The organism is Streptomyces buecherae (assembly GCF_014295035.1).
GTDB lineage: Bacteria > Actinomycetota > Actinomycetes > Streptomycetales > Streptomycetaceae > Streptomyces > Streptomyces youssoufiensis.
Genome location: NZ_CP060404.1, coordinates 8348723 through 8365306 on the forward strand (window position 1 = coordinate 8348723; position 16584 = coordinate 8365306).

General features: G+C 74.8%; 14 protein-coding genes. 5 read left to right on the forward strand and 9 right to left on the reverse strand.

Annotation, left to right across the window (positions count from 1 at the left end; translation table 11 throughout):
* Positions 1 to 46: 46 nt before the first annotated feature.
* Positions 47 to 529 (forward strand): GNAT family N-acetyltransferase, encoded by a 483-nt coding sequence (locus H7H31_RS33125; RefSeq protein WP_187062004.1) that lies wholly within the window; start codon positions 47 to 49, stop codon positions 527 to 529.
* 81 nt (positions 530 to 610) lie between these two features.
* Here H7H31_RS33125 and H7H31_RS33130 read toward each other — a convergent pair whose 3' ends face one another.
* The 8 genes from H7H31_RS33130 to H7H31_RS35115 form a co-directional block, all read right to left on the reverse strand.
* Positions 611 to 1174: a GNAT family N-acetyltransferase gene (locus H7H31_RS33130; protein ID WP_187062005.1), complete on the reverse strand. Its 564-nt coding sequence runs from the start codon at positions 1172 to 1174 to the stop codon at positions 611 to 613.
* 192 nt (positions 1175 to 1366) lie between these two features.
* A complete protein-coding gene (locus H7H31_RS33135; RefSeq protein ID WP_187062006.1) occupies positions 1367 to 3523 on the reverse strand; it encodes a SpoIIE family protein phosphatase in 2157 nt (718 codons plus the stop codon).
* A 185-nt stretch (positions 3524 to 3708) separates the two neighbouring features.
* Complete coding sequence (locus tag H7H31_RS33140) at positions 3709 to 4686, reverse strand: SDR family NAD(P)-dependent oxidoreductase (protein WP_187062007.1); 978 nt, start codon at positions 4684 to 4686, stop codon at positions 3709 to 3711.
* 67 nt (positions 4687 to 4753) lie between these two features.
* Positions 4754 to 5317, reverse strand: coding sequence for a GNAT family N-acetyltransferase (locus tag H7H31_RS33145; protein ID WP_187118196.1), 564 nt, complete (start codon positions 5315 to 5317; stop codon positions 4754 to 4756).
* A gap of 139 nt (positions 5318 to 5456) precedes the next feature.
* Positions 5457 to 6707 (reverse strand): serine hydrolase domain-containing protein, encoded by a 1251-nt coding sequence (locus tag H7H31_RS33150; protein ID WP_232110213.1) that lies wholly within the window; start codon positions 6705 to 6707, stop codon positions 5457 to 5459.
* Entirely contained in the window at positions 6704 to 8302 is a 1599-nt protein-coding gene (locus tag H7H31_RS33155; protein ID WP_187118197.1) for an alpha/beta hydrolase, read from the reverse strand. The genes H7H31_RS33150 and H7H31_RS33155 overlap by 4 nt, the downstream gene beginning before the upstream one ends.
* 170 nt (positions 8303 to 8472) lie before the next feature.
* Positions 8473 to 8925: a VOC family protein gene (locus H7H31_RS33160; protein ID WP_176160020.1), complete on the reverse strand. Its 453-nt coding sequence runs from the start codon at positions 8923 to 8925 to the stop codon at positions 8473 to 8475.
* Positions 8926 to 9159: 234 nt separating this feature from the next.
* Positions 9160 to 9237: a 50S ribosomal protein bL37 gene (locus H7H31_RS35115; RefSeq protein WP_370454205.1), complete on the reverse strand. Its 78-nt coding sequence runs from the start codon at positions 9235 to 9237 to the stop codon at positions 9160 to 9162.
* 377 nt (positions 9238 to 9614) lie between these two features.
* On the opposite strand from H7H31_RS35115, the gene H7H31_RS33165 reads away from it, so the two are divergent.
* On the forward strand, positions 9615 to 10754 hold the full coding sequence (locus H7H31_RS33165) for an amidase domain-containing protein (RefSeq protein WP_187059852.1): 1140 nt from the start codon (positions 9615 to 9617) through the stop codon (positions 10752 to 10754).
* A gap of 438 nt (positions 10755 to 11192) precedes the next feature.
* The gene (locus H7H31_RS33170) at positions 11193 to 12305 is read left to right on the forward strand and encodes a serine hydrolase domain-containing protein (protein WP_232110214.1); all 1113 of its coding nucleotides are present in this window, start codon (positions 11193 to 11195) and stop codon (positions 12303 to 12305) included.
* Here H7H31_RS33170 and H7H31_RS35120 read toward each other — a convergent pair.
* Entirely contained in the window at positions 12244 to 12840 is a 597-nt protein-coding gene (locus H7H31_RS35120; protein ID WP_187061296.1) for a LysR substrate-binding domain-containing protein, read from the reverse strand. The two genes, H7H31_RS33170 and H7H31_RS35120, sit on opposite strands and share 62 nt — an antisense overlap.
* A 447-nt stretch (positions 12841 to 13287) precedes the next feature.
* Here H7H31_RS35120 and H7H31_RS33180 point away from each other — a divergent pair, with 447 nt between their 5' ends.
* Both H7H31_RS33180 and H7H31_RS33185 read left to right on the forward strand, forming a co-directional pair.
* Positions 13288 to 14163 carry an HAD family hydrolase gene (locus H7H31_RS33180; RefSeq protein ID WP_372455987.1) on the forward strand — a complete coding sequence of 292 codons (876 nt, stop codon included), beginning with the start codon at positions 13288 to 13290 and terminating at the stop codon, positions 14161 to 14163.
* Positions 14160 to 16574, forward strand: a complete 2415-nt coding sequence (locus H7H31_RS33185) for a glycoside hydrolase family 65 protein (RefSeq protein ID WP_187061298.1) — start codon at positions 14160 to 14162, stop codon at positions 16572 to 16574. Before H7H31_RS33180 ends, H7H31_RS33185 begins: the two co-directional genes overlap by 4 nt.
* Positions 16575 to 16584 lie beyond the last annotated feature (10 nt).

The following is a 16584-nucleotide window of genomic DNA, read 5'->3' on the forward strand; positions in this document are numbered from 1 at the left end:
CGTTGTGTGGCCGGTATCCGGACCTCAGCCCGAAAGGCGCACTCCCATGCTCGTTCGCGCGTTCACCCAACACGACCTGGCAGCACTGACCGCTTTGACCATCGAGACGTTCCGCCCGTTCTACGAGGAGACCTTTCGCCCGTTGATGGGCGAGGTCGTCTTCGCCGTCGAGTACGGCGACTGGCGCGAGGACTACCGCAGGCAGGTCGCCGAGTTGCACGCTCCCGACCGTCACGCCCATGTCGCCGTCGCGGAAGTCGACGGCTCCCTCGCGGGTTACGTGGCGTGGAACGTCGACCCGGCCCGGAGGAAGGCCGTCGTGACGATCCTGGCTGTCGCGGCCAGCCATCGCCGACGTCGCGTCGGCACCACCCTGTGCGAGCACGCCTTCGCGCGGATGCGGGCCCTTGGCGCCGAGGCGGTCGAGATCGGCACGGGGGGTGACCCCTTCCACGCGCCCGCCCGGGCCCTCTACGAGGAACTGGGCTGCACCGCGCTTCCCGTCGCGGTCTACTACCGACCGCTCTGAGCCGCTCGCCCACCACCCAGTCGTCAGGGCGGTGGCCCGGTGCCGGCCGTGTGGCCAAGGCCGGCACCGGGCCACCTCTGGTCAGCTGAGGGTGGCGTCGGCGGCCGTGACGCCGAAGCTGACGGTCGTCGCGTCCTGGCCGAGGCGCCGTAGCCCCGCCTTCTCCAGGACCCGCACCGAGGCGGGGTTGGACAGTTCCACGGTGGCGTGCACCGTGCGCACCCCCGGCGCCGTCAGGGCGAACGCCACCAGGGCCCGGGCCGCCTCGGCGGCGTAACCCCGGTTGCGACGGGAGGCGACGACGCCGTAGCCGAATTCGAGGCTTCCCTCCGAGGGCGGCCAGAACAAGCCGATGGCGCCGACCACCAGGCCGGTCTCACGCTCGACGATCTGGCGTTGGCCGTAGCGGCCCCGGCTGTCGGGGTGGTTGGTCACGTAACCGGCGATGACGCGGTCCCCCTCGGCGGGGAAGTCCTCGGCCCAGTGCGCGCGGCGCGCCCCGTCGACGACCGCGGTGAGGTCGTCGGCGGACCACTGCCGCAGGACGAGGCGGTCCGTGTACAGGTCGGACCCGGTCGCCGGCGTTTCAGCGGACGGACCGGAAGGACGCGCGGAACGCGAGGAACGAGCGGAACTGGAAGACATGTGAGGCTCCTGGTCAGTGATGTCGACCGGGTCGCTCACCTGCCGCGGCGACCCGGTTCCGGGCATGCTGATGAGGCTGTTGGCCGAGCCATATTCATCAACCCCCTGGTCGTCGCGGGCGGTTCGTCGTAGGTGGCGCGCACGGGGCCGCCGCCGTCGACTGTCGAGTACGTGGCGGAGCCTAGCAAGCGCTCAGGCGGGTGCGACGCCGCGGTGCTGGTCAGGGTGCTCGCCGCGGCGTACGTCGGACTCGTCCGGGGCGGGGAGCCGCAGCGCGAGCATGGCGATGTCGTCGCGGCCCGTCTGCGCGGGGTGGGCCAGCAGCACGTCACAGAAGACGTCGAGGGGCTCGCCGGCGAGGGTGGCCGCGTGCCGGCGCAGCCGCTCCAACCCCTGGTCGAGATCCTCGTCCGGCCGCTCGACCAGGCCGTCGGTGTAGAGCAGCAGGGTGCAGCCGAGAGGCAGGGGCCGCACGCTGCTCTTGCGCGGCTCCTCCGGGAACAGGCCGCCGAGCAACACGTCCTGCGCGTCGTCCAGGAAGCACGCCGCGCCCTCCCGCGTGACCAACAGGGGCGGAGGGTGGCCCGCGACGGAGTAGTTCAACTGCCACGGCCCACCCGGCGGGCCCTCGACGCGCGCCAGGACGCAGGTGGTGGTGGACTCCTGCGGGCTGAGGACCAGCGTGTTGACGTCCAGTCGGCGCAGGATGTCGCCCGGTGGCTCCTCCCGGTCAACGGCCAGCGCGCGCAGCATGCTGCGGGCGCGGCTCATGGTGACGGCGGCGTCCAGGTCGTGGCCCGCCACGTCGCCGATGATGAGCACGGTGGCGCCGTCCCGCAGCACGAACGAGTCGTACCAGTCGCCACCCACCTCGGCCGCCGTGGGGCTGGCCAGATAGCGGGCGGCGATGGCCAGGTCGGGCAGCTCCGGCGGCGGGGTGAGCAGGCTGTGTTGCAGGGCCCGGGCGACCTGTTGGGTGCGCTGGAGTTGCAGAGCCCGGCTCAGCGGCGCGTGCGCCCGCTCGATCAGCTCCCGCATCAGGTCGCGGTCGGCCGGCGAGAGCGGGTCCCGGTCGCCACAGACGTACGCCGCGACCACGGCCACCACCTCGCCGTCGACCAGCACCGGCAGCAGCGCGCCGCTGTGCGCGCCGATGCGGTTCAACCAGGCCACGGTGCCCGGCGCGGCGAAGTCGGGCGGCACGGCGCCGGGCGGGAACGTGGCGTGCCGCGGCTGCCGCTCGCACACCACCCGCGCCATCGCGTGCCGCGCGCTGATGACCTCCTCGCTGCGCAGCGGCGGCCCCGGCGGCAGGCCGGGGCGCGCGACGGCCGCGCCCCGCTCCACCGCCAGCGGGCCGGCGTCGGGCTTGCACTCGGGGCCGGAGAACTCGCTGAGCAGGTAGATGCCGCACTCGTCGGCGAGCGCGGGGACCAGGACCGAGCCGAGCACGGTGAACGCCTCGCGGGCGGTGGGCGACTCCGTCACGGCGCGCGAGGCGCGCCGGATGAGCGAGCTGCGCCGCTCGGCGAGCCAGCGCTCCTCGACATCGGTGCAGGCGCTCACCCACTCGCTCACCCGCCCGCCCTCGCGCACCGGCACCGCGTGCAGCTCACAGTGTCGGTAGCCGCCGTCCGCCTGGCGTAGCCGGAACGCGTACTGGAACACCTCCGGCACCTCGATGACGGCGCGGCGCCACGAGCGGGCCAGTTCGTCGCGGTCGTCGGGGTGGGCGCTGTCCAGCCAGCCGCTGCCACGGATGGCCTCCGGGGGTTGGCCGGTGGTGCGCTCCCAGGCCGGACTGTGCTCGATGACCTGTCCCTCGCTGTCGCTCACCCACACCTGCTGGGTGAGCGCCGTGGTCAGCGACTCGTAGCGCAGGAGGGCCCGGCGCCGCTCCTCGGCCAGCACCCGGGTCTGCTCCGCCGCCGTCACCTGTTCGGTCTCCTCCACCGCGACCAGCAGCAGGCCGGGCTCGCGGTCGGCCAGCTCGATCCGGGAGGCGCTGAACGAGAGGTACCGCTGGGTGGCCCGCGCGGCATCCCCGCGCGCCGCGTCGCTCGCGCCGCCCACGGTGAAGGGGATGGCGGACGCCCGCACGGTCCGACCGGTGTGGAAGGCGTCCTCCAACAGATCCAGGTCCGCCTGCTCCCGCAGGTCGGCGAAGAGTTCGCGCAGGGGCATGCCCAGCGGTCGGTCGCCGAAGATCTCGTGGTACGCGTGGTTCGTGTACGCCAGGACCAGTCGGTCGCCGCGGTAGACCCCCACCCCGACCGGCGCCGTGTCGAAGACGTCCAGCGGCAGCCCACTGGAAGCGATCTTCTCCTCGTTCCGGTGCGAAGGCGACATCTTCGTATGATGCGCCATGATCGCCACGGCCGTCACGGAGGGTGCGCGCCGCGCCGCCGTGTGGCGCGCGCCCGGACACGCCGCGAGCCAGGCGCCGCCCCGGTCGCCCTGTGGCGCGGTCGGGCGGGGTCACGGCGCCCCCCGGCGCCGGCCGCCCGGCGCGGCACCGAAGTCCCGAGGGGGGGTCAGGAGGTGCTGGTCGCGAACGCGTCCACGCCCGTCAGCTCGGCCGACAGCGCCCACAGTCGCGCCGCCTGCCGCGGGTCCACGGCGTAGCCGCGCACCCCGCCGCTCATCGGCGCCGCGTCGTCGCCAGACACCTCGGCGATGTCGCAGTCCTCGCAGTAGACGCCGCCCAGGCCCGCCAGGAGCGGGGAGGTGGCCGCCCACACCTGGGTCGCCGCACCCTGCTCGGGCGTCTTGAAGCTCTCGGCCGGGGTGCCCGCCTCGTCGATCCAACCCCGGTCGAGCATCTCCTGCCGCGTCATGTGGCGCTGGAGCGGGGTGAGGATGGCGCCGGGGTGCAGCGCGAAGGCCCGCACGCCCGCGTCGCGACCGCGCGCGTCGAGGTGGACGGCCAGCAGGACGTTGGCCGTCTTCGCCTGCCCGTACGCCAGCCACCGGTCGTAGCCGTGGGAGAAGTGCGGGTCGTCCCAGCGGATGTCCGACAGGTGGTGGCCCGCGGACGACACCGACACCACGCGCCCACCGCCACCTGCGGCGAGCGCCGGCCACAGGTGGTTCACGAGCGCGAAGTGACCCAGGTGGTTGGTGGCGAACTGGGCCTCCCAGCCCGGGCCGACCCGCGTCTCCGGGCAGGCCATGACCGCGGCGTTGTTGACGAGGACGTCGACGGGCCGCCCCGACGCCACCACGCGCTCCGCGAACGCGCGCACGCTCGCCAGGTCGGCGAGGTCCAGTTCGTCGACCTCGACACCGTCGACGCCGGCGAGGGCCCGCTCGGCGACGGCGCGTCGCCGGGCGGGCACGATCACCCGCGCGCCGGCGCCGGTCAGGGCGCGCGTCGTCTCGCGGCCGAGGCCCGAGTAGCCGCCGGTGACGATGGCGAGGGTGCCGGTGAGGTCGATTCCGCGCAGGACGTCGTCGGTGGTGCTGCGGGCGTGGAAACCCGATCCGATGCCGCGCTGAGGTGTTGTCGTCATGGGCCGCACGCTATGCGTGTGAGTGCGCTCCAAGGCAAGCGACGGGCCCGGTGGGTGTGCCGGGCGTCTACGCGTGCAGCGGGATCTCGTAGTGCACCGTGCCGCACCCCGGGCCGTGCTCGCCGGTGGTCCTGGCGTCGAAGACCTCCTTGGCGACGCTGTCCCAGAAGCCCTGCGCGCCGGGCACGTTGACGTTGGTGTGCAGGTAGACGCAGTCGTACCCCGTGGTCGCGGCGGCGAAGGCGCACGCCCGGCGGACCATGGCCCGGGCCAGCCCGTGCCGGCGGTGTTCCGCGGCCACGTACACGCGCACGAGTTGGGCGGTAGAGCCGGTGGGGTAGCGCTCGGCGAGCCAGCGTGGGTGGGGCGGGTGGGCCGGGCCACGGGAGAGCACCCCGGTGGTTCCCACCACCGCGCCGTCGAGGGTGGCGACCAGGAGCAGATGGCGCGGGTCGGCCAGGTAGGTGCCCTCGATGTCGACGACGTCCGCGTGCCAGGCGGGCACGTAGCCGTAGCCGAACTCGCGGTAGAAGGTGTCCAGCATGACCCGTCGGGCGCCTTCCGCGTCCTCGGACCGGGCCGCGCGCAGCTCGTAGGGGCCCACGCGGTGGGGGGTGGTGTCACGGTGCATGGCGCACAGCCTACACCCGTTATGAAAACCATTATCAACAGCGTGGGGTGCGGGTCGCCGCGCGCCGCCCCGGGCGACGCGGGTCGTCCGGGGCGGCGCGGGTCGTCCGGGGCGGCGCGGAGCGGGGTACGGCGCCGGGTCAGTCGGCCCCGCCCGTACCCCCGAGCGCGTTGTCCACCAACCGCAGCGCCGCCCTGGCCTGCGCGTCGGCCGCTTCGCCCGCCATCCGCAGGGTGAAGACCGCGGCGGTCGCGGCGCGCGAGCCGTCGGGCCGCACGCCGCTCTCGGAGACCGTGCCCAGATGCGTGCCACCGTGGAACCAGATGCCGTCCGAGCTGCCGCGCACCGGCCGCCAGGCGACGCCGAGCCCGTAGCGGACCCCGCGCGCCGCGATCCAGTCCGGCGCCGGCACCGTCTGCCGCATCGCGGCGAGTTGCGCCGGGCGCAGCAGTCGCCCTCCGAACAACGCGCGCCAGAACGTGGCCAGCTCGCGGGGCGTGCTGATCAGCGAGCCGTCGGCGTAGCCGCCGAAGGCCAGCGTCGTGTCCGTCAGCCCGCGCTCGCCGGGGAAGGCCGTGTACGCGGTGGCCGTGGGCTGGGGCACGTACGGCGAGGTGCCCGGGGTCAGGGTGTGGCGCAGGCCCAGCGGCTCGATGACGCGCTCGTGCACCTCCTGGGCCCACGAGTGCCCCGTCACCCGCTCGATGATCAGGCCCGCCAGGACGTAGTTGGTGTTGGAGTAGGACCAGCGTCGCTCCCCGGCCGGGTCGTCGGCGTCGGGCAGCCAGCCGGGTGGCTGGCTGAGGGCCGCCGCGACCTGCTGACGGGGTGTCTGGTGGGAGAACCGTCCCGCGCGGTAGCCGGCGGGCGTCGGGGGCTCACCCTCGCCCGAGGCCGCCAGGTAGTCGGCCAGGCCACTGGTGTGCCGCAGCAGATTGGCCAGGGTGATACGGCGCCCGTCGTTGCCGTTGCCCCGCACCAGGCCCGGCAGCCAGCGCTCGACCGGGTCGGTGAGCGCCAACGCGCCCTCCCCGACCAGTTGCAGCGCGACCGTGGCCGTGAACGGCTTGGTGTCGCTGCCGATCCGGTAGTACGCGTCCCACGGCACCGGGCGGCCCGTCGCCAGGTCGGCGGTGCCGGCCCGGGCCGCCGCGCGACCACCCGCCGTCTGCACCTCGGCCAGCACGCCGGTGGCGCCCGTGGCCCGGACGGCCGCCACATCGCGCTGGAGGGCCGCGTCGTGCCGGGCCCGCTCCGCCCTGCCCCGGCCGCCCCGGCGGGGCTGGCCGTCCGCGGCGGTCGCCGCCACCGGGGCGGCGCCGACCAGCAGCGCGGCAGCGGCGGCGGACACCCCGGCGCGCCGGCTGAACGCCGGCCGCGCCGCGCTCACCGCACGCTCCCGGCCGGGGCACAGATCTGGTCGGAGGCCGGCAACGCGCCGCCCCGCAGGTAGTCGTTGACGGCCCGGTCGGCGCACGGCACGGGGCGCAGGCCCTCGCCACCGCGCCCGTACACGCCGTGCGAACGGATCTCGGCGGTGATCAGGCGCGAGCCGGTCAGCCTGCGGTGCAGCGCCAGCGCGCCCTCGTAGGGCACGTTGTTGTCGCGCCGGGCCTGGAGCATGAGGACGGGCACGTCGTTGCCGATCGCGGTGCCCGGCTCGGCGGGCCGGGTCCGCCAGAACGCGCACGGGGCGATCATGCCGTTGACGAGCGGCCCGAAGACGGGCTGGGTGGCGCGGCTGTGCCGCGTGTTCCGCCAGTACGTGGCGGGGTCTTTGGGCCAGCCGCCCGCCGGCCAGCCGCCGTCGCCGCACATGAACAGCGCCCCGCCGACCATGCTGTCGGCCAGGTCGGGGGAGCGGAGCAGTTCGAGGAGGCCCGCCAGCTCGGGGCCGGGCTCGGTCAACTCGCCGGCACCGGCCGCCACCAGGTCCCGCACGACGCTGGCCAGCATCGGGTCGTACTCCTGGTGCTGGATGAGTTGGCGCAGCAGCAGCCGGACGAGCGGGGCGTCCAGCCGCTCGCCGGCCACGCGTAGGGGGCGGTGCTCGGCGTGGTCGAGCAGCCGCTGCACGCTGGCGCGGACCGCCGCGGCCGTGGTGCCGAGCCGGTAGGTGGCGTGCCGCCGCGCGGCCCAACCCGCCCACTCGTCGAGCGCCTCCTCCAGCGGCTCGCCCGCCCGCTGGAACAGCTCGTACTGGGTGGCCGCCGGGTCGGTCGAGGAGTCGATGACGACGCGGTCGGAGCGGTGCGGGAACAACTGGGTGAACACGGCGCCCAGGTCGGCGCCGTAGGAGGTGCCGAAGTACGACAGCCTGCGTTCACCGAGCACGGAGCGGATGACGTCCATGTCGCGGGCGACGTTACGGGTCGAGGCGTGCGGCAGCAGCGTCGCGTTGTCGCCGTGCTCCCCGCAGCGGCGGGCGGTGTCCCGGGCCGAGCGCACGGAGGACACGAAGTCCCGCCGCGGGCTGGTCGTGTCGCCGGGCGGGGCCGGCGGCGAGGCGGGCGCGCAGGAGATCGGGGTGCTCTCGCCGAGGAAGCGCGGGTCGAAGCCGATGAGGTCGTAGCGGTCCGCGACCTCCCCCAGGGTGGGCCGCAGAGACAGCGGGTAGGCCAGCCCGGTCCCACCCGGCCCGCCCGGGTTGGCCAACAGGATGCCGCGCCGCTCGTGCCGGTCCGCGGCCCTGAGCCGGGAGATGGCGACCTGGATCGTCCGGCCGCCCGGATCGGCGTAGTCGAGCGGCACGCGCACGCGCGCGCACTCGGCCCCCGCCGCGCGCAGCTCGGCCTGCTGCGTCGAGCAGGGCCCCCAGTCGAGTCGCTGGTGCCGGTAGGCGGCGCCCGCCGTGGCGGGCGGGTGTTGCGCGGAGGTGGCCGCGGGCGCGGGCCGGGTCGGCTGGGGGTGCGCCAGCGCGGGCACGGCCCCCGCGAGTAAGCCGGTCAGGCCGAGTCCGGCGGCGACTGTCGACGCGATGCGCATCGTGCTCCTTCGAGGCGAGGTGGATCGTTGTCGATCACGTGGTGACGACCCGAAAGACGCTAGGAGCGTGCCCGGTGCCAGACCATCGGGCCACCTGGTCGGTGGCCCCGGGGGCAATCCCCCGGGGCGGTCGGCGGGTTGGCGGGATGCGATGCGGGACCCGCGGTCTGCTATGCCTGCCCCGCCCGCACCGGTGGCGGGCTCTGGGCGCCGAACACCCAGGGGGCGAGGATGACCACCCAGCCGTCCGGGTCCTCGAACGCGACGGCGCCCCGATCGGGCCAGTAGCGGTTCGCGGCGGCCACGGGGTGGTGGCCGTGGCCGGCCAGGTGTGCCACGGCCGTCGCGACCGCCTCGGGCCCGCGCAGGTACAGCACGAGTTGGTTCTCCGGGTGCGGCTCCGGGATGCGCGGCGGGGAGCCGTGTTGGGTGATCTCCAGGTGGACCGGCGTGTCCGGGAGCCCGAGGACGACGCCGTCGTACCCGTGGTGATCACGCCACTGGGCCAGCACGGGCAGGCCGAGGGTGTCGCGGTAGAAGGTGAGGACGTCGTCGTAGCGGGCGGTGGGCCGCGCGAACCGCACGGCGCCCACGTCGAGATGGGCCGGCCAGGAAGCGTTCATGCGTCGATGCTGGCAGCCTCGAACGGCGTACGGCATCCCTCCTTGGCCCTACGACCAGCGGCGGGGCCGCCCTGCGACCGCCGCCCGTGATCCCCGCGCGGACCCAGGCTCCGGCCTCCCGGCCGGGTCGGCGGCTCGGCGAGGCGATCGGCGGTCAGGGTGCCGGGCCCGCCGCGCACCGGGGCGCGGCGGGCCCGGGCCGGGGCGTCCCGGCCCGGGCCCGGGGCGGCCGGGTCAGCTCTGCGGTCGCTTACCGTGGTTGGCACCGTTCTTGCGGCGTGCCTTCTTCTTGCGGCGTCGCTTGGACGACATGTCATGCCTCCTCGTGGTGGTGGGGCTGTGCACCCCATGGTGAGCGCTTTGCCGGCTCCCCACCCTTTTACCCGCCTTTGCCGCGTACCGCCGGACGATCAGGGCGCGCCCCCGGCAACGCGGTTCCGCGCCCGCCATCCGGGTGAGGACGGGCTCCGGGCCACCAGGGGCGGAGGCGGACGGGGGGCCTGACGCGCCGCCGGGTCGACGCGTGGCGGCGTGCTGAGGCGAGGGCTCCGTCAGCGCCCCTCTAGCACGACCGCACCGTTCATTTGGCGGTTGATCCACAATCTCCCCACATACCCTCCAGAAAACGGGAGTTCGTGCGAAGATTCCGTCCCCGGGCCGACCGGGCCGGGGTGACAAGGGGAAACAACGTGATACCTACGACCTTCAGATCCGCTGTCGGGGCGGCCCTGACGGTGGCCGTCTCGGCCGTACTGCTGCCGGCGACGGCCGCGAACGCGGCGGACGGGACGAAGGCACAGCCGCGCACGGCGAGCGCCGCGACGATCGAGTCCTTCAGCCGCATCGCCGACGCCGTGCTCACCGAGCGCACGGCCGCCATCGTGGACGGCAAGCCCGCGCGACGGGTGGCGACGCTCGGCGACGGGAAGGTGCGCGTCTCGGCGAAGCTGGCCCGCGCGGAGAGCGGTGCCGTCTCCTCGCTCGGCAAGCGCAAGGCGCGCCTGGCCGCCCTGGGCGAGGCGTACAGCGCCGGCGACACGAAGGCCACCGTGAACGAGACCCGCGTCCAGGGCGACCGGGCCACCGTTCAGGTCACCGAGACCACCACGCTGCGCTACGCGAAGGTCCGTGGCGACGAGCCCGCGACGACCGGCTTCGAGGCCCACCACGAGATGACCCTCGCGCGCACCTCGGCCGGTACGTGGGAGCTGACCGGCCTGCGCTCCACGGACGACGGGCCGGTGGCGATCAACGAGCCGCGCACGCCGGCCGTGGCCACCGCCGACGCGCTGCCGAGCGCCAAGCCCGCCGCCACGAAGAAGCCCTCGACGCCGCAGTCCAAGCCGCCCGGGACCACCGGCCTGAACTACAAGGCGATGGCCACGTACGCCGAGAAGTACTGGAAGAACTACAACCCGGCCTACCGCAAGTTCAACGACGCCGGCGGCGACTGCACCAACTTCGTCAGCCAGGCGCTCAAGGCGGGCGGTTGGAAGCACGACTCGGGCACCTACGACGACTACCGCAACTGGTGGTACGACTCCTCGTACCAGAGCCTGTCGTGGGTCGGCGCCAACGAGTGGTCGTGGTTCACGCTGCACCACAAGCGGGCCACCAACCTGGCGAACGTCTACTACATGGGCGTCGGTGACGTCATGCAGATGGACTTCGACCGGGACGGGTCCAAGGACCACACGATGATGACCACCTACCGGAGTTCGAGCGGCGTCCCGTACCTGACGTACCACTCGGTCAACACCTACCGGAAGTCGGTGGCGAGCATCATCGCCTCGTACCCGAACGCCCTCTACTACGCCTACCGCGTCTGACGGACGCGGGTGGGCTTGGGGCCCCGGGCCCCGTCGTCGGCGCATCGCGGCCACGGCGGGGCCCTTCGCGTGGGTTGAGCCCGGGGCCGTGGTGGCTCGCGAGGTGGCCGGGGGCGGGTGGTTCGGGCCGGGCGGGTCGACCGGTGGTGGGGAAACCCCCGCCGCGCGGTAGGGCTACCCGGACCCCGAGGCCGGGGGACTGGCGGCTGCCGTAGCGGGCCTCGTTGGGCGAGGCTGGACCCGCCAGTTGATCACCAGCCGAAGCGCAGGAGACCTCCCATGTACGAGCGCCACGCCCCCCACCGGCACCCGCGGGCCGCCGGGCCCACCGCCCCAGCGGCCAGTACCGCGCGGGGGCCGCGGCCGGCCCGGGCCCGGGCGCGCGCCCACCGCCGTGGGACGGCGGTCGTCGCCGCGGTCGTCGGGGCCGTGCTTGGCGTGGCCAGCGCGCTGCCCGCCACGGCGGCAGCGGCCGAACCCGCCGCGACCAGGGGCGACCACCGGGCCACCCAGGAGGCCATCGACGCCGTGGTGGCGCGCGGGGTTCCCGGAGTGGTCGCCGGCGTCAGCGACGGCCGCGCCACCTGGGCCGGCCGTTCGGGCACCGCCGACCTGCGCAGCGGCCTGCCCCGCCAGGCCGACGAGCGGTTCCGGGTCGGCTCGATCACCAAGACGTTCACGGCCACGGTGCTGCTCCAGTTGGTGGCCGAGGGCAGGCTGAGCCTGGACGACACCGTGCACCACTGGCTGCCCGACCTCGTGCGGGGCAACGGGCACGACGGCGAGCGGATCACCGTGCGCCAACTCCTCAACCACACCAGCGGCGTCTACAGCTACACCGACGACGCGGACGTGCAGCGCCGGCTGTTCGGCACCGACTTCCTGCGCCACCGCTACGACACCTGGACCCCGCGCGACATCGTCGGGATCGCCATGAAACACCGGCCCGACTTCGAGCCCGGCAAGGGCTGGCACTACTCCGACACCAACTACGTCCTGGCCGCCATGGTCATCGAGGAGGTCACCGGCCGCCCCTACGCGCGCGAGGTCGAGCGCCGCGTCCTGCGCCCGTTGGGCCTGCGCGCCACCTCGCTGCCGGGCACCGACGCCCGCATGCCCGCGCCCAGCGCCCGCGCGTACTCCAAGCTCACCGGCGTCCTCGGCGCCCCCGGCGAGCCGGGAAGCCCGACGTACGACGTGACCTCCCTGAACCCCACCCTGGCCGGCGCCGCGGGCGAGGTCATCTCCTCCACGCGGGACCTCAACCGGTTCTACCGGGCCCTGCTGTCGGGGCAGGTGCTGGCCCCCGACCAGTTGCGGGAGATGACGACCACGGTGCCGATCGCCGGGACGAAGTTCTCCTACGGCCTCGGGCTCATGAAGCAGCAGACCTCTTGCGGCGTCGTATGGGGCCACAACGGCGCCATCCAGGGCTCCCTGTCGACCAGCCTGGCGACCGCGGACGGCGAGCACGCGCTGTCGGTGAACGTCAACGGCGACTGGGCCGGCGCCTACAACGAGGTCGTCGAGGCCGAGTTCTGCGCGAAGTGATCCCGGGCCCCGGCCGGCCGGGCACCGTCTGACGCGAAGAGCCCGGGGGCCGGGGGAGGCCGAACGGCCCGGCAGGGGTTCCCACCTCCGCCGGGCCGGACCAACCCGCGCGGCTCGGCGACCTCCGTCGTGCCGACCGCGAACGCCCCCGGCGCGCCTCCCGGCCCGCCAGCGGATGGCTGGCCGCGACGGCGAGCACCCATGGCACCCGCGACACAACCGGGCCGCGCGTCAGGTCCGGTTCGGCCACCGGGAACAGGGTGACCAACACGTCCACCCGGCCCGCCCGCAGCGGCCCGAACATGTCCTTGCTCTGCGTCTCGTGGACGCGCACCTCGATCCCGGAGTGCCGGCCGGCCAGCGCCCGGACCACGTCCATCGCGAACTCCCCGGCCGCCGTGCCCAGGTACCCGACCGCGAGGTCGCCCTCCACGCCCCTGGCCTCGGCCCTGGCGCGCTCCAGCGCGGCCCGGATGCGCCGGTAGCCCGGCTCGACCTCCGCGTGCAGCCGCCGGCCCAGCGGGGTGAGGCGCACGCTGCGACGGGTGCGCTCGAACAGGGGGGCGCCGACGCGCCGCTCCAGGCCCGGATCGTCTGGCTCACCCGGGCCCGCGACACGTGGAGCCGCTCGGCCGTCCGCCCTAAGCGCGGTTCCTCGGCGAGTACGACGAAGCTCTCGATCTCCAGTCGCTCCAGCACCCGGCCGTCCCTACCCGGCCACCCACACCCACCCTGGCCCGGCCGCCACGCCCGGCTGTCCGGCGCGAGACGGGAGCCGGCGCGGCCCGTGACAGCGCGTGACGGGGGCCCGGCGCGAAGTGGTGAGGTGCCGCCACCGGTACGACAATGGGGAGGAATCGACGCCATGCCCCCGGCCTCCGGCCCGGCGGGCCAGCCCGCGCGGGCCGGGCGGGACCGACATGGCGGGCGGCAGCGAACGGCGGACCCCACGGCCGGGACACCGCCGGGGAGGAGGAGCGCCGTGCCAACGCCGCACACCGACGCCTCCCACCGGCCACACGGCCACCACGAGCGGCTGGTCCCGCTGCCGCCCGGCGTACGGGCCGTCGTCCTGGACACCGACGGGGTGATCACCGACTCCGCCCGGGCGCACGCCGCCGCCTGGCGGCAGGCGTTCGACGCCTGCCTGCGCGCACACCCGCCGGACGACCCCGCGCTGCGCCGCCCCTTCGACCCGGACGCGGACTACCGGCGCTACGTCGACGGCACGTCCCGGTACGACGGCGCCGCGGCCTTCCTCGCGTCGCGCGGACTGCGACTGCCACCCGGCAGCGAGGACGACGGCCCCGGCACGGCCACCGTGTGGGCGGTGGCGGCCCACAAGGACCGCGCCTTCACCGCGTACCTCGACACCCACGGCATCGCCGCCTACCCCGGGACGGTACGCCTGCTGCGCGCGCTGCGCCGGGACGGCGTGCCCCGCGCCGCCGTGTCCGCCTCGCGGCACGCCGGCGAACTCCTGGCCAGGGCCGGCGTACGGGAGCTGCTGGACCACCTCGTGGACGGGCGCGAAGCGGCGCGGTTGCGGCTGCCGGGCAAACCCGACCCGGCCCTGTTCGAGGAGGCGGCCCGGCGGCTTGGCGTGCCCCCGCCCGCCGCCGCCGTCGTGGAGGACGCGCTGGCCGGCGTCGCGGCGGCCAGGCACGGCGGCTTCGGCCTGGTCGTCGGGGTGGACCGGACGGCAGACCGCGCCGGCACCACCGACCTGCACGCGTACGGCGCCGACCTCGTCGTCGCCGACCTGGCCGAACTGCTCACCGCCCCCGACGCGACCGACCCGCCCGCACCACCCACCGGCCACGGCCGCGCCGCGAGCCCGCCGCCGGCCGAGCGATGACCAGCGGACGCCCCACGACCGAGTGGGCCTGGGAGTACGCGGGCTACCAACCCGCGGCGGAGTCGCTGCGCGAATCGCTGTGCACCCTGGGCAACGGCTACTTCGCCACCAGGGGCGCCGCCCCCGAGACGGCGGCCGACGACACCCACTACCCGGGCACCTACGCGGCGGGCTGCTACAACCGACTCGTGTCCCACGTGGCCGGGCGGCAGGTCGAGAACGAGGACATGGTCAACCTGCCGAACTGGCTGCCCGTGCGCTACCGCGTCCGCCGCGAGGACGCGCCGCCCGGCCCCTGGCTCACCCCCGACAGCCCCGCGCTCACCGCCTTCCACCAGCGACTCGACCTGCGCCAGGGCACCCTCACCCGCCGCCTGCGCTTCGCCGACGGGCACGGCGGCCACCTCGACGTCGAGCAGCACCGGCTCGTGCACATGGGCGACCCGCACCTGGCGGCCATCCGCACCGTCTTCCGCGCGCACGGCTGGACCGGCGCGCTGGACATCGCCTGCGGGCTCGACGGCGGCGTCACCAACTCCGGCGTGGCCCGCTACCGCCAGCTCGCCGGACGCCACCTGACGCACCTGCGCACCGGCGCCGACCCCGACACCGTGTGGCTGCGCTGCCGCACCACCGAGTCGGACCTGCGGATCGCGATGGCCGCCCGCACCCGCGTCAGCGGGGGCGGTGTCACCCGGGACCGCGTCGAACACGAGGGCCCGCGCGTCACCCGCGCGCTGACCGTCACCCTCACCCCGAGGCGGGCCGTGACGCTCGACAAGACGGTGGCGCTCCACACCTCCCGCGACCCGGCCATCAGCGACCCGCTCCAGGCCGCGGTGGACGGCGCGCGCCGGGCCCCGCGGTACGCCAGCCTCCTGGGCTCCCACCGCGCCGCCTGGGAACACCTGTGGCGGCGCGCCGACGTCCACGCGCCGGGCGACGCCGGGCGCGTGCTGCGACTGCACCTGTTCCACGTGCTGCAGACGCTCTCCCCGCACACCGCCGAACTCGACGTCGGCGTGCCCGCCCGCGGGTTGCACGGCGAGGCGTACCGCGGCCACGTCTTCTGGGACGAGCTGTTCGTCCTGCCCTACCTCAACCTGCACTTCCCCGAGGTCTCCCGGGCGCTGCTGACCTACCGCCACCGGCGGCTGCCCGCGGCCCGCCGGGCCGCGGCCGAGGCGGGGCGCGCCGGGGCCAGATACCCGTGGCAGAGCGGCGGCGACGGCCGCGAGGAGACCCAGACGCTCCACCTCAACCCCCGCTCGGGCCGCTGGCTGCCCGACCACTCGCGCCGCCAGTACCACGTCGGCTCGGCCATCGCGTACAACGTGTGGCAGTACTGCCAGGCCAGCGGCGACACGGAGTTCCTGCACACCAAGGGCGCCGAGATGCTGCTGCACATCGCCCGGTTCTGGGCCGACGCGGCCAGCTACGACGCGCAGCGTGAGCGCTACCGCATCCGTGGCGTGGTCGGGCCCGACGAGTACCACGACGCCTACCCGGGGGCCGCCGAACCCGGCCTGGACGACAACACGTACACCAACGTCACCGCGGCCTGGGTGCTGGCCCGCGCCCTCGACACGATGCGCGCCCTGCCCGAGCCGCGCCGGCGTGAGCTGTTCGAGCACACCGCGCTGGACGCCACCGAACTGGAGCGCTGGGACGAGGTCTCCCGCCGCCTCCACGTCCCCTTCTACCAGGGTGTGATCAGCCAGTTCGACGGGTACGGCGCGCTGGCCGAACTCGACTGGGAGGGCTACCGGAGCCGGTACGGCGACATCAGGCGACTGGATCGGGTCCTGGAGTCCGAGGGCGACAGCGTCAACCACTACCAGGCGTCCAAGCAGGCCGACGTGCTCATGCTCGGCTACCTCTTCGCCCCCGCCGAACTCGCGGGCCTCTTCGACCGCCTGGGCTACCAGTTGGACGACGCCCGATGGCAGGCCACCGTCGACTACTACCTGCGGCGCACCAGCCACGGGTCCACCCTCAGCGGCCTGGTGCACGCCTGGGTGCTGGCCCGCGCCCGGCGCGGCGACGCCTGGCGGTACTTCCAGGAGGCCCTCGCCGGAGACGTCGCCGACCTCCAGGGCGGCACCACCGGCGAGGGCATCCACCTCGGCGCGATGGCCGGCACCCTGGACCTGGTGCAGCGCGGCCTCACCGGCCTGGAAGCCCGCGAGGACGCGCTGCGCCTTGACCCGGTGCCGCTGCCGGAGCTGTCCGAGTACGGCTTCTGCGTCCGCTTCCACGACCACTGGGGCGTGGACCTGCGCGTCCGCTCGGGCAGGCTGTGCGTCAGCGTGCCCGCATCGGGCGCCACCCCCATCGCCGTACGACTCGCCGACCGCACGGTGACCGTCGCCCCGGGCGACGCCCACTGGCTCGACCTCCCGGGCCACTGACCCGCCGCGC

Coding starts and splice junctions, on each gene's coding strand:
- H7H31_RS33125 (WP_187062004.1), top strand. CDS start 47: ATGCTCGTTCGCGCGTTCACCCAACACGACCTGGCAGCACTGACCGCT.
- H7H31_RS33130 (WP_187062005.1), bottom strand. CDS start 1,174: ATGTCTTCCAGTTCCGCTCGTTCCTCGCGTTCCGCGCGTCCTTCCGGT.
- H7H31_RS33135 (WP_187062006.1), bottom strand. CDS start 3,523: ATGTCGCCTTCGCACCGGAACGAGGAGAAGATCGCTTCCAGTGGGCTG.
- H7H31_RS33140 (WP_187062007.1), bottom strand. CDS start 4,686: ATGACGACAACACCTCAGCGCGGCATCGGATCGGGTTTCCACGCCCGC.
- H7H31_RS33145 (WP_187118196.1), bottom strand. CDS start 5,317: ATGCACCGTGACACCACCCCCCACCGCGTGGGCCCCTACGAGCTGCGC.
- H7H31_RS33155 (WP_187118197.1), bottom strand. CDS start 8,302: ATGCGCATCGCGTCGACAGTCGCCGCCGGACTCGGCCTGACCGGCTTA.
- H7H31_RS33160 (WP_176160020.1), bottom strand. CDS start 8,925: ATGAACGCTTCCTGGCCGGCCCATCTCGACGTGGGCGCCGTGCGGTTC.
- H7H31_RS35115 (WP_370454205.1), bottom strand. CDS start 9,237: ATGTCGTCCAAGCGACGCCGCAAGAAGAAGGCACGCCGCAAGAACGGT.
- H7H31_RS33185 (WP_187061298.1), top strand. CDS start 14,160: ATGACCAGCGGACGCCCCACGACCGAGTGGGCCTGGGAGTACGCGGGC.